We start from the raw sequence: 12682 nt of genomic DNA, 5'->3' as shown, positions 1-12682 counted from the left end.
CTAAGAAAAACAGAGGTGACAGGGAAATAATAGTCGACTCTCATAGAAAAAGCCCACCTTGCAACAAAAAGGTGGGCTTAATTGGTTCAGTTACTCTCTATCTTTAATTACCAGAATCATTGGCAATTTTCCATGTTCCGAGACGTCTTGGATCTCCGCCTCCATACATCTGGGTCGTATCCCCGTTCGTACGAATGCCAAGGCCTTGTATGCCTCCATAGAATACAGGAGAATCGTGCGTGATGACAGAGTAGTCCATTTCACTTCTCAAACGGTTTACAGCTCCCTGGTCCACCATGTTTTCCAAGTGGACAACGTTATCTGCCGTATAGAACCTAGAACGGCTGATTGCCTGCTGGAGTGTAAGCTTTTCGCCTTCCTCCGTTACTCCATACTCGTATTGAATAAGGGACTGAATAAGCATAGCAGGAATTCTTGATCCACCCGGTGAACCAATACCTAGAACGGCACGTCCGTCTTCAGCAAAGACTAATGGAGATACGAAAGAACGAGGGCGCTTACCAGGCTCATAGTCGTTCATAGCACCATCTACGGTGTCAAAGTTACTCATTTGATGATTCATAAAGAACCCTTCAATATAACGACCAGATCCAAAGAATTTCCCTAGTGAGTTTGTCGCAGACACCATCATACCATTCTTATCCACTACGACGAAATGAGTAGTGTTTCTGGAATCTGCTTTTTCACCAGGGGATGTAAGAATTTCAGCTGAACTGGTAAGCTCCTGACCACCTACACCAAACTCTTCTTCAAACAACTGGTTGGAATAACTTTCAGATGTTAGTTTCTCCTGGTCCACGTCCACAAACTGAGGATCTCCCAGAGTATGAACACGGTCGGAATAAACACGGTTCACAATCTTATTCACAAGATGAATATAAATATCTTTATATTCAGGCTGGTTGACAACTTCCTGCATATTTTCCGGCATGTTTCCAGCTAAAAATGCAGGAAGTTCGCCATTTTCATTTTCAAATTCTGTTCGCAGAACTTCATCCAGATTTTTTTCTAATTTTTCAAGCATTTGAAGAGCCTGGATAACGATTATACCGGAAGTCGGTGAAGATCCGGCAAAGACTTGCTGACCATTAAAGTTACCAGAAGGCGCTACACGCTCTCCGACTTCGTAATCTGCCAAGTCATTCGGTCCGAAGTTAACCTGCTGTTTAATCTTCTCTGCGATTTCACCTTCATAAAATGCTTCAGGTCCGTTTTCCTGCAGAGTTTTCAATGTGTTAGCCAATTCATCCTGTACAAGCGTATCGTTAATTTCTAACGCACGGCCTTCTGGATAGAACTTATTAGATATAGCGGGATCTTCGTTTCCGCTTTGGATAAATCTTCTGGAGTTTTGAAGTTGTTCATGAAAGATCCGGCCGACTTTAACGCCATCTTGACTATGGGTGACCGCGTCATCCAGCAACGTACTCCAATCCATATTATTTCCGTAATCCTCATAAATAGCGCCCATTCCTTTAACAAATCCGGGCACAGCTATGTCTCTTTCCGGTCTCGCACCACTTTGAGGAGCAGCTTCTCTATAATCATAGGTTTTGGCTCCTTCGCCAGGTTCATGTACAATCATCTGGCCGCCGCCACCCATTCCTGATCCATAAGGTTCGACAACGTTCAGTACAAACGATACAGCGATGGCTGCTTCTGCTGCATTACCGCCTTCATCCAATACCTTCATTCCGGCTTCAACCGCCAGCGGGTGAACAGCACTTACGCCGTAAACTTTAGAAGCATTTTCGCCATCTGCGTTGCTTACTTCCACCGTTTCTGCTCGATCTTCTACCGTATAAGGTTCACGGAACTGGTCGAATTCTTCTTCAAAATAAAAATTCCATCCGACCAGTCCAATAAAGACAATCGCGGCAATGGTGTAGGTGATTTTCAAATAATTCAAGGCACCAGCCCTCCTATCCTTCTATTACTCCAGCTTTTTTCAAATCAATAACTAAACGGTCGTCTTCCATGCGCCAATACTCATTGTCCAACTCCTTGCGAAGGGTTCGGAAAATCCGAAAGTCTCTTAAAGGTTTCAAAAGTCCATTGGTTTCCCGGGGACGCGTATCTGAAATCTGCATGGGTACAAAGGATAGTTCAGCTCCACCATCAGTCAGAAAGTCCATTTGAGCCATAGTCGAATCCCTCGTTCTTGTCCATCCCTGGTCAAAAACGAAGTTACCTAGACTGTTCATAACAATGGCCGTATTTCCATTATCCTGTGGATTGTTAGGGTCGCCTTCCACTTGAACGCGCGTAACAGGCTCAAGCACATGAGGGTGGTGTCCAATAATGACATCGGCTCCCATATCGGTCATTAGGTAAGACAAAGTTTCCTGCTCCTGACTCGTGCCTCCTGCGTACTCGTCACCCCAGTGAGAGTGAACCATAACCACGTCGGCATTTTCATTAGCCTCCCGAATGCGGTTTTGCAAGACTCCCAGTCCGGAGCCGGTAAGTACACCACCGACATATTCGCTTGCGCTATACCCCTGAACGTAAACATCCGTAAAACCAAGCATGGCTATCTTTCGACCATTTGCTTCATAGTAATGAATTTTACCAGCATCTGTTTGGGTTTCATCCTCAGAAAAAAGATCTTCAGAGGGGTCCAAAGCTTTACCGATCCCAAGTAAGTCTATATCCAGGGGCCCCATGTTCTGAATGGTTTCCTCAAGAGATAAACTTCCAAAGTCCATCGTATGGTTATTCGCTAGATTCACAGAGTCGAAACCAGCTTTCGCAACGGCTTCACCTGCTCCTTTGTCGGAATATAAGTGAATAGCTTTATTGCGCAGCTCAAAATCCTCCATGACCTTTTCTACTTCAGGATTATCCGCATCAATAACTGGATTTTCAAAGTTACCTGTTGTATGATCTGATTCTTCAATAAAAGGCTTTACGTATTCAAACACACGACCAATCGGCTCCCCGCTTCTCTCAGCAGCTTCACGGACATGCCGGCCAAGCATCATATCGCCCACCATAGATACTCTGTACTCTACATCGTCAGGTCTTGTATCACCTGGCATCGGCGGTCGATCAATCCACTCATGACCAAAAAAAGGTATAGCTAACAAAGCAGCCATAATGAGGGAGTGGGGGACAGCTTTTTTCTTATGTTTTTTAGTCCATACTTTCATTTTGTACTTTATATCATTCTCGTTCATAAAAAATGCTCCTCTAAATCAGGTTATAAACTGTAATGGCCACGAACGTAAGGAAGGCAATGACGAATGTAGCACTAAAGGTCGGGAGTACTCCCTGTTTTTGAATCGAATTCGCTATAAGTCCTGGAACAATAACCCCGATCCCCCGGAGTTCCATCGTAGGGAATGGGGTGAGCGGATACAGATAGTCCATTGACATCTTCATCAAAACACCCACTGTAAGCATGGCCGCAAATTTACGACGTCCATAAAGCACAGTAAATCTAGAAAGCACCTGTGAAACTATTAAATACGTTAATAAACTAATTAATCCTACTACCAATACATACATAACCTGATCAAAAATCAAAGCTACATATCCAGGGACTACCAAACCAGCTGGTACTACCCCTGTTTTCTCAGAGTATAATAAACTCAACAACACACCTACAACTATTGCAATATATAAATCTGTACCGAACACGACAACTCCAACTCCTTTAGCGGTATTTCACTTTACTTATTTGTTTGAAGGGTTCTTTCTTCATAAGCTTCTTCTGTGATGGTATGGCTTTCTTCTTCTTCCCAACTTGTTTGATAGTCTGATAGAGAAGGCACGATTTCAAGGTCTTGAATCGCAGCTGCCAATTCTTCTCCTCCACCGACAATATTTCCTATTCCATAAATAACACTATTTCCCGGCAGGTCTTGCAAATGTTCTACAATAACTTCTGCAGACTTATTCTCCAAGTTGATCATGTTCGAAGCCGATATGCTGCCATCATTGTAGGCGTTTATAACCGGATCAACGGTTTCCCCCATTACAATCAGGTTATCCATATCAATATGGGGCAGTACTCTTTCAGCAAAATCAATCGTACGTTCGACACGGTCACTACGACAATTCATAATAACAGTTTTTTCATCTGTAGGATAATCCAACTCCTGAATTCGTTCCCAAATGTTTAATGTTGAGGTAATATCATTTGCTGCAAATCCATTAAAGAAGTACTTAGGAGCACGCTTTTTCCCAAATCTATGCACACGCATAGCACCAGGGTCTACAGGCGCAGTCAGCATACCTCGAAGGGCAACTTCCCGGTCAATTTCCAGAATATCTGCAACGGCAAGTGAAAGCGCCGCGTTCTGAGGAAAGATCATAAACGGGAATTTCTTTAAATATTCTTCTTCAAAGAGACTTTCATCCGCAACTACAACTTTTGAATTACGACGTCGTGCTATTTTCTCAAAATATCCTTTATATGGTGTTTCAGGGATTACTACATGTCCATTATGGGGAATGGTGGAACTAAAGGCTTCCGCAATGTCATCCAAAGTTGGACCCATGACATCCATATGGTCTTCGATCACGTTAGCAATCACTGTAATATTTGCTTTCACCAGGCGTTCCTGGAATATCTTTTGATACTCTGGGTTTACTGCCATGCACTCACTGACAAAAGCATCTGCTTTTCTTTTCACTACTCTTTTCGCCATTGTTTTCTGTTCACTGATATTCGGTCCTTGAAGACTTCGGACAATCGGCTCCTCTTCCTCCTGGTCCCAGTAGAACATCCGGGCCGAAGTTCCTGTGGTCTTACCGGCAACCCTTCTGCCATCTTCCTTTAGAATTCCCATAATAAGACGGGTCACCGTAGATTTACCTCGTATTCCATTAACCAGAACCCGGGTAGGGATTTTCTTTAAATTTCGGTCATGAGAAGACTTTTCTCTTAAACCAATGACTAGGACTATCACTGCAAAAATAGCCAGATAAACGATTTCCTCCACTACTTTTCCTCCTTAAATTTCCTTCCTTTAATGTAAGACGATTTTTTATCACCTTATGTAATAAGCTAATATTCTCTATCTACGTCCTTTGAAAGTATAGATAATATTCCATACCCTATTAAACATTTTTCAAAAGGAATTTTCAAAAGTTTAATGATTATTTAGATTGAATTTGTTTTATAAGACATACGTATTCCAAATACCATGTGCAGACTGTAACATCAAATTAACTGTAGTTTCCTCTCCACCCATTTTTTCACATCATCTGACAGGGTAAATGATCTCCACGAAAAGGAGAAGTTTACATGAGCTATAAAGCTGGTTGTATTCGATACTTACTCAGCAAAGATGAACAGGTATTTATAAGCCTCATACTGCTTATGAATACGCACAAAAAAACTGGGATACAAAAAGAAGAAATTTGGTTCTCCTTCAGTAACCCTTGGGATATTGCAGGCGCAGCTTCTTTTGATTTTCATACTGTCCAGCTTAACCACTCTAAGCAGAAATGGCCAGAAATTGGGAGAAGTCCTATCTCACACCATAACTGATTTAAAGGAGGCACCGCAATAGGAACAAGCGATCTGGTGAAAGTCTTGAATCATCAAGTTCTTTCAAGTCATAAAATCTATTAAATCATTTAAAATTTGACCCTCGAATAATTCTATCATCTCTTGTCAAGACCGTTCTCAATTCACTGATCCATTTAAAATAGTTTAACAGATTTAAAACAACAGACCCAAGGTGAATATTTGTTATACACATTTACGTCATCGATGATCGCCTCATTCACGTAAAATCGATACCTCTAACCATCAACATACATATCATACCATTTCCCAACAATAATTCTACACCATTCTACAAAAAGGTGAAACAAAAAAAGCAATGGAAAGTATATTCCATTGCTTTCATTATTTCTCTTAGTTTATCCAATTGATGTCTGGGGAGTTTGCGCTTCCGCCTGGGCTTGCTTAATTAAGCAGCGGCCTTTTCCATGCGGGATACACATTGGTGTACCAAAAAGAGGGTCTTGTCTGACATCACAATTCATTTCAAATACGTGCTGCATTAAATCGCAGGTAATGACTTCTTCTGGCTTACCTTGAGCGTACACCGTCTGATCTTTAACAGCTATAATATGATCAGCATAGCGGCAGGCTAGGTTGATATCGTGAAGGACCATTACTACCGTTCGCCCATTGTCCTGGTTTAAGTCAAACAACAAATCCAGTATTTCAATCTGATGAGTCATATCAAGATAAGTGGTTGGCTCATCGAGTAAAAGGGTGTCGGTATTCTGAGCAAGAGTCATTGCGATCCAGGCCCGCTGGCGCTGTCCTCCAGATAAAGAGTCAACCGTACGCTCTTTCAATTCCATTAAGTTCGTATCTTCTAGTGCTTTGTTAACCGCATACTCATCGTCTTCAGACCAGCGCTTAGCAAAACCTTGATAAGGGTAACGCCCTTGCTTAACTAATTGATAAACACTTAGACCCTCTGGAGTAGTAGGGCTTTGAGGCAGGATTGCCATTTTCTTTGCAACTTCTTTTGTCCGCATTTTTGAAATATCTTCACTATCGAGTACAACTTCTCCTGATTTCGGTTTCAACAGGCGTGCCATAGAACGCAATAATGTGGATTTACCACACCCATTGCCTCCAATGAGTACGGTGACCTTCCCTTTCGGAATGCTGATATTCAAAGAATCTATAACGACGGAATCCCCATAACCCAAAGTCAGGTTGTTAGCCAACAGTGTATCCATAATCTCGAACTCTCCTTTTTCTACCATTACGAAATCTCTATCGGTCTGTTGGTAATCTATATTTTCATAGAACTTAAATATATACGTGTCTAATTTTTCTTTCATTTACTAGTTTATGTGCATTCAAGAGCTCTGTCAATGAATTTGAGAATCATTTTCACTTTGTTTGATGGTTAAATGTATGAATTTAATTAACTTTTCAGACTAAAAAAAGGTCAAAATCCCAGACAAGGACTTTTGACCTTTTTCAAATTGAAAGAACGGATATTAATTATCCACCAAAGTTTGATTGGACTAGGTTTATTCCAGTTAAAACCCATTGAAAAAGTGGTTCCTCTCAATCACTCTTCGGTTTTTAAGAGGATTGTATATGTTTCCCGCCCTCATTAAATCAGATTTAAACAAAACATGGAGAATTGTAAAAACCATTTAATACACACTAACCGACTTCTCACGCCGTGGCGGTTCCACGAAAACCAGACCCAGTTCATAATGCTCCCCTTCATATAGAGGACGCTGAACGTAGCGATTCTCGCCCTGTACATCGTGGACTTCGATTTTGTTGAAAGCCGCATTTTCCTGCAGGGCTTCATAAAAATCATTTTCCGTACGTACTTGTCTGTTATTTACTCTTATAATCAGTTCCCCTGGTGACAAGCCCATTTGTGCGGCAGGGCTTTTCGGAATGATCCCAAGAATGAGAAGACCATCCTGGCTGGCTGAGAAAAATGGCTGCCGCTTCTCACCTGACAAATGCTGAAGCCGAATCCACGTACGTCCTAAAAGGCTAACTACAACGGCCGCTATTGATAAAATCGGCAAGAACAAGCTGCCTGCAGCCAGACTGAGAACTAATAGAGCAAGAAAAAATGTTCGACGGCCCACAATTTTGGCTGCCTTTACAGGCAGTTGACCACGTGCAATCCATTCCCATCCTGTGACAAAGGGAACGAGTATCAAGCCGAAGCTTTCTTCACCGATACCAAAAACAGGCCACCACGGCGCAAACGGTTCAATGGATCCAGCAGGAAACAGAGCAAAAAACGGAATGAGCGCAAGCTTTCTGCTACGGTGCTGTCCAATCCACATCCCTCTTCTACCCATTACACGCTCTGGAAAGGTAGACAGCGAAGACGTTCTTAACATCAGAATGCCTTCCACTAACAAGAACGCACTAATGAGAAAAGGTACAGCTGTAAGCGGCGTGTTTGTAAATGGAGATACCCATGACAATTGTCTTATATTTTCCGGAAAGTACGGAAGGAAATATATAACGAGGTACGTGGCCCCGAGTGTATAGGCTGCTGAGTACCAGTTGGATCTTAAAGGAAGGCTGAGTACCAGCAGCACTCCGGAAACAAGCAGCAATAAAGGCATAGAGAGGACGAGTCCACTGCCTACCGCAAAGACTGACATAAGGAGTCCGGCCGTTAATGATGTTCCCAGGGTACCGCTCCATTCCGAAAAGGCATCATAAATACGAGTTCCAAACTGCCTGCGCTCGCTTTTAATCCTCCGCCTCGTTAAAATAAAACCTATGATAATAGCTATATAAAGGAATGGCTGTGTAAACACCCGGCCTGCTCCTTTGACAATTTCCATAATCCAGACTTCCAAAATCATTCTCCTTTCCAATCTTAACAAAAAAGTCCGCAGTCAAAGACTACGGACTTTACTTCTCGAACTAAGGGGGAGTCCTGCTTACTCGAAGAGGGCCTCCACAGCTTTATCCATTTGACGGTCATTTTCTTCCTTGCGTACTTCTTCTACGATTGCTTCTTCCAGCTTACCACCCGTCTTTTCATCTACATCACCTGTAGCTTCTAGTCCGTTTTCAGCTTGAAAAGCTTCTACTGCAGATTTCGTACCCTGACTGAAATAACCATCCGTCCGTCCTGGCTCATATCCAAGACCTTTCAGCATCTTTTGAATATTTTTCACTTTTTCATTATTATCATTATACTTCAACTCTTCTTTAATTTCGACCGGATTTGTATAGAAGTAGGACGGCTGCTTCACTTCTATTGTAGGCTCCACTCCTTTTTCGTGAATCCAGTTTCCATTAGGAGTCAGCCATTTGTAAAGGGTGAGTTTAATTGTGCTTCCATCCCCCATAGGAATGGCCTGCTGAACCGTTCCTTTTCCAAAACTTTTAGTACCTACAAGATCGTACCCTCCGGCTTCATTCATCGTTGCGGCAAGAATTTCCGAGGCAGATGCACTTCCTTCATCCATTAAGACAGTGATCGGATAATCTTTCTTCTCTTTAAGATCAGAGAAGTAACGGGATTTCTCCCCATTTCGGTCTTCTACTTGAACAATCGGCTTATCATCAGGAATAAATTCTTTTAAAATTTCCTGAACATCTGTAAATAGACCGCCCGGATTGCCACGGACATCAATTACGAGTCCTGCCATGTTGTCTTTCTCCAGCTTAGTTAAAGCTTCATGGAATTCCTCGGAAGTTTTTTCAGAGAAAGAGGTAATCTCTATGATACCGACTTTTTTCCCATCAACTTCTTTTGTATTGGAATACACCGTTTCAAGCGGAATATCATCACGAATGATATCTATGGTTACCGGCTCGCTCACGCCAGGACGATCTACCTGCAGCGTAACCTCAGTACCTTTCTCACCTCGTATTTTTAAGACCGCCTCGTATAAATCAAGGCCTTCTACACTTTCTCCATCTACTGTCAAAATTTGATCGTTCGGTTTCAATCCGGCTTCTTCCGCTGGTGACCCTTTAATCGGGGCCACAATGGTTACTTTGTCGTTTACCATACTTACTTCAGCACCGATCCCTTGAAAAGAGGATTCAATGGATTGATTAAACTGCTTCATCGTTTCCTGATCCATATACACGCTATACGGGTCCTCAAGAGTGTCCAGCATGCCCTGAACAGCACCTTCTATTAATTTATCCTTATCTACTTCACTCACATAGTTTTCTTTAATTGTACTGAATGCCTGCTCTACTTTTTCTAAGTCCGCACTCTCCGACTGATCTTCTGTTGCTTTGTTCTTTTCTTCTCCCGATGTATTGCCGGGACTGTCAGCATTTTGATCCGCATTAGCCAATGATTCTGTCTGGGAGCTCCCCTGCGTCCCTTTAGCGAAGTATTCTATTCCTATGTAAGAACCAGCAGCTCCCAATAGGACCGCAAGCACCATGAGAAGTGCTACGTAACGCGGTTTTATATTCATCGCATTCACCCTTCTACTTTGAATTTCCCTAATGTCCCTATCCTAGCAAACGTATATGTGCACCGTAAAACTGAGTATCCCTTCTGCTTTAAGTTATGCCATAAATCTTACAGGCATGTCTATCTAATTATAGGAAATATTTATACTTTTTTCTACTAGATTCGAAAAACAAAATATACGGTCACTAAACATAACCATACAAATTATTAATTGCAACTTAACATATTTCTCCAATATCGCGTTACATTTAATTTACAGGCATAGAAAAGAGAGCGGAAAACCTTTCTGCAATGATTACAAGTCGCTTGTTCAATCCCTACAGTGTGACCTTGATGGATGAACCTTTTTACTCCACGACGAGTCGCAAATACTTGCTTTACTTGTTGGAGCAAAAATAGTTTACTAACTTTATTCAGCATAAAAAAAGCGCTCCTAGGTTAGGAGTGCTTTTTTATGCTGAACATAAACGTTACAATTAATCATCATATCCGTAATTGCCGCGCATTTCATCTCTTACGACCATTCCATCCTCAATTGCAATGACACGTCGAGGAATGGTGTTCACAATTTCCCGGCTGTGGGTAGCCATCAAAACGGTGGTTCCACCTGCATTTATTTCATCTAAAATGTGCATGATTTCCCAGGAAGTTTCCGGGTCCAGGTTTCCTGTGGGCTCATCTGCAATTAAGATCTTAGGACGGTTCACAATTGCCCGCGCAATGGAAACTCGTTGTTGTTCGCCTCCGGACAGCTCATCCGGTATAAAGCGAGCTTTATTTCTTAAGCGGACCTGATCCAACACTTCCATCACTCGCTGCTTAATGTTCTTTTTGGATTCTTCAATCACTTCCAGGGCAAAAGCCACGTTTTCATAGACGGTTAGATTCGGTAGCAGCCTGAAATCCTGGTACACCACGCCAATTTGACGGCGCAGCATGGGGACCTTCCGCTCTTTCATGGTGGAAGTATTCATATCAATAACGTTAACATTTCCTCTGGAAGGCTTTTCCTCCCGGTAAATCAATTTGGTGAACGTGGACTTACCAGCACCGCTTGGGCCGACCACATAAACAAATTCCCCTTGTTCAATTTGGACATCCAGACCGTTCAGAGCCGTAACTCCATTCGGAAATGTTTTATAGACACCTGTCATATCTATCATATGGCGATCACCTTAGTCTTTTTTTTAGTTCTTCCTGTCGTCTCTTACAAACAACTTTATTATAACATTGATATTCGATAATTTTAGACATAAAATTATTACATTTCTTTTTCAGGTTATTCAATTGCTGCAATATAAAAAAAAGCCCGGAGTTTAGCCGGACTTTTCAACCATTATGTTATTCCATTGTAGCGAGCCAATCCGCAACCGTTTGAGCATCCTCATCGGATACCTGACTTTGAGCTGGCATTTGACCTTTACCATTTTTGATAATATCTACAATTTGGGCTGAGTCATATTTAGATCCAATTTCTGTTAGAGCTGGTCCAAAGCCGCCGCCCAATTCACCACCGTGACAGCTGGAGCAGTTGTTCTGATATACTCCCTCTGCAGCTGTGGTGTCAGTTGCACCGTCCTGCGAGCTCTGATCGGTCTGTTCTTCAGAAGTATTATCGTCAGAAGCACCTTCGTCTCCACCACCGCCGCAAGCGCCAAGAACAAGTAACATAGCGAAGAATAATGAGAGTAGTAGTTTTTTCATTTCGATTCCCCCTCGAAAAATTAAGTATGGGAATATTATAACCTTCCTATCCCGATTTGAAACCCTCGCCAAGTACTTCGGTGGCATTCATTGCTACGACGAACGCCCCAGGATCCACCACTTTTACCGTTTGTGTCAATTTGGTGAATTCATTCTGCTGAACGACACACATGACGACACGACGCTCTTGATCCGTATAACCGCCTGCACCGCTTAAAACAGTAACACCTCGGTCGATTTCCTTAAAAATTGCCTGACGTACGTCATCCACTTCTTCTGTGATGATCATAACATTCTTCGAGGTGTTTAAGCCCACTTGCACAAAATCGATCGTCCGGCTGGTCGCAAATAAACCAATCAATGCGTATAATCCTTCCTCCAGGGAGAACACAATGGCTGAAGTTAACACAATCATTCCGTCCAGTAACGCAACACTAATGCCCAACGGGAAATGAGTAAACTTATGCAGCACTTGTGCAGCAAGGTCGATTCCTCCCGTAGAAGCGCGGCCTCGGAACACAATTCCAAGTCCTAAGCCTACTCCCATTCCGCCAAAAATTGCCCCGAGCAGCGGATCTGGTGTAGCAGGTTCTAAGTTACTTGTAAGTAAGACAAATAATGGCAGTGTAATTGTGCCTACAAAAGATTTAATGCCGAAATTCTTACCTAAAATGACCACTCCTATGATAAACAAAGGAATATTAAGTATCCATTGAACAATCCCTGGTTCCCATCCGAATACACCTTTTGTAATTGTACTGATCCCCGCTACACCGCCAGACGCGATATTATTCGGTAATAAAAATACATTAAAGGCTAAAGCCACAAAGAAAGATCCTAAAATCACGAAAGCAAACTCCATCGTATGCCTCAAGGCTGGTGGCATCGGCTCTCTTCGATATTTTTTCGCCATCATCATCATAATCCTTTTCCCCCTGCGTAATACCTGTTTCAATTCTATAGATTTATTATTTTAAAAGCAGTATCTGAAACGTTTGCATGTACAGCAAACCTTATGGAGTATATCACTGCCT

General features: G+C 42.3%; 11 protein-coding genes. 1 reads left to right on the top strand and 10 read right to left on the bottom strand.

Annotation, left to right across the window (positions count from 1 at the left end; genetic code table 11):
• Nucleotides 1–103: 103 nt before the first annotated feature.
• Genes BMZ06_RS04985 through pgsB form a run of 4 tightly spaced genes read right to left on the bottom strand, consistent with a single transcriptional unit; the run spans nucleotide 104 to nucleotide 4970 of the window.
• Entirely contained in the window at nucleotides 104–1930 is a 1827-nt protein-coding gene (locus BMZ06_RS04985; RefSeq protein ID WP_089750725.1) for a gamma-glutamyltransferase family protein, read from the bottom strand.
• A gap of 13 nt (nucleotides 1931–1943) precedes the next feature.
• Nucleotides 1944–3200: a CapA family protein gene (locus tag BMZ06_RS04980; protein WP_089750723.1), complete on the bottom strand. Its 1257-nt coding sequence runs from the start codon at nucleotides 3198–3200 to the stop codon at nucleotides 1944–1946.
• Nucleotides 3201–3213: 13 nt separating this feature from the next.
• The gene (gene pgsC / locus BMZ06_RS04975; RefSeq protein ID WP_014644287.1) at nucleotides 3214–3663 is read right to left on the bottom strand and encodes a poly-gamma-glutamate biosynthesis protein PgsC; all 450 of its coding nucleotides are present in this window, start codon (nucleotides 3661–3663) and stop codon (nucleotides 3214–3216) included.
• A 32-nt stretch (nucleotides 3664–3695) separates the two neighbouring features.
• Nucleotides 3696–4970: a poly-gamma-glutamate synthase PgsB gene (pgsB, locus tag BMZ06_RS04970; protein ID WP_089750722.1), complete on the bottom strand. Its 1275-nt coding sequence runs from the start codon at nucleotides 4968–4970 to the stop codon at nucleotides 3696–3698.
• A 305-nt stretch (nucleotides 4971–5275) separates the two neighbouring features.
• On the opposite strand from pgsB, the gene BMZ06_RS04965 reads away from it, so the two are divergent.
• Nucleotides 5276–5521, top strand: coding sequence for a hypothetical protein (locus BMZ06_RS04965; protein ID WP_089750720.1), 246 nt, complete (start codon nucleotides 5276–5278; stop codon nucleotides 5519–5521).
• Nucleotides 5522–5898: 377 nt separating this feature from the next.
• On the opposite strand, the gene BMZ06_RS04960 is transcribed toward BMZ06_RS04965, so the two are convergent.
• The 6 genes from BMZ06_RS04960 to BMZ06_RS04935 all read right to left on the bottom strand — a co-directional run bounded on the left by BMZ06_RS04960 (nucleotide 5899) and on the right by BMZ06_RS04935 (nucleotide 12534).
• Nucleotides 5899–6738, bottom strand: coding sequence for an ABC transporter ATP-binding protein (locus BMZ06_RS04960; protein ID WP_089750812.1), 840 nt, complete (start codon nucleotides 6736–6738; stop codon nucleotides 5899–5901).
• A gap of 429 nt (nucleotides 6739–7167) precedes the next feature.
• Nucleotides 7168–8361: a PDZ domain-containing protein gene (locus tag BMZ06_RS04955; protein WP_245755957.1), complete on the bottom strand. Its 1194-nt coding sequence runs from the start codon at nucleotides 8359–8361 to the stop codon at nucleotides 7168–7170.
• Between the two features lie 78 nt (nucleotides 8362–8439).
• Nucleotides 8440–9945 (bottom strand): S41 family peptidase, encoded by a 1506-nt coding sequence (locus BMZ06_RS04950; RefSeq protein WP_089750716.1) that lies wholly within the window; start codon nucleotides 9943–9945, stop codon nucleotides 8440–8442.
• A gap of 475 nt (nucleotides 9946–10420) precedes the next feature.
• Nucleotides 10421–11107 carry a cell division ATP-binding protein FtsE gene (gene ftsE, locus BMZ06_RS04945; protein WP_089750714.1) on the bottom strand — a complete coding sequence of 229 codons (687 nt, stop codon included), beginning with the start codon at nucleotides 11105–11107 and terminating at the stop codon, nucleotides 10421–10423.
• Nucleotides 11108–11285: 178 nt separating this feature from the next.
• Nucleotides 11286–11648 carry a cytochrome c551 gene (cccB, locus tag BMZ06_RS04940; RefSeq protein ID WP_089750712.1) on the bottom strand — a complete coding sequence of 121 codons (363 nt, stop codon included), beginning with the start codon at nucleotides 11646–11648 and terminating at the stop codon, nucleotides 11286–11288.
• A gap of 46 nt (nucleotides 11649–11694) precedes the next feature.
• Nucleotides 11695–12534 (bottom strand): YitT family protein, encoded by an 840-nt coding sequence (locus BMZ06_RS04935; protein ID WP_425431752.1) that lies wholly within the window; start codon nucleotides 12532–12534, stop codon nucleotides 11695–11697.
• Nucleotides 12535–12682: the final 148 nt, after the last annotated feature.

Origin of the sequence: Halobacillus alkaliphilus (assembly GCF_900113125.1) — a bacterium.
Lineage (GTDB): Bacteria > Bacillota > Bacilli > Bacillales > Halobacillaceae > Halobacillus > Halobacillus alkaliphilus.
This window is presented reverse-complemented; position numbering and strand designations above follow the sequence as displayed.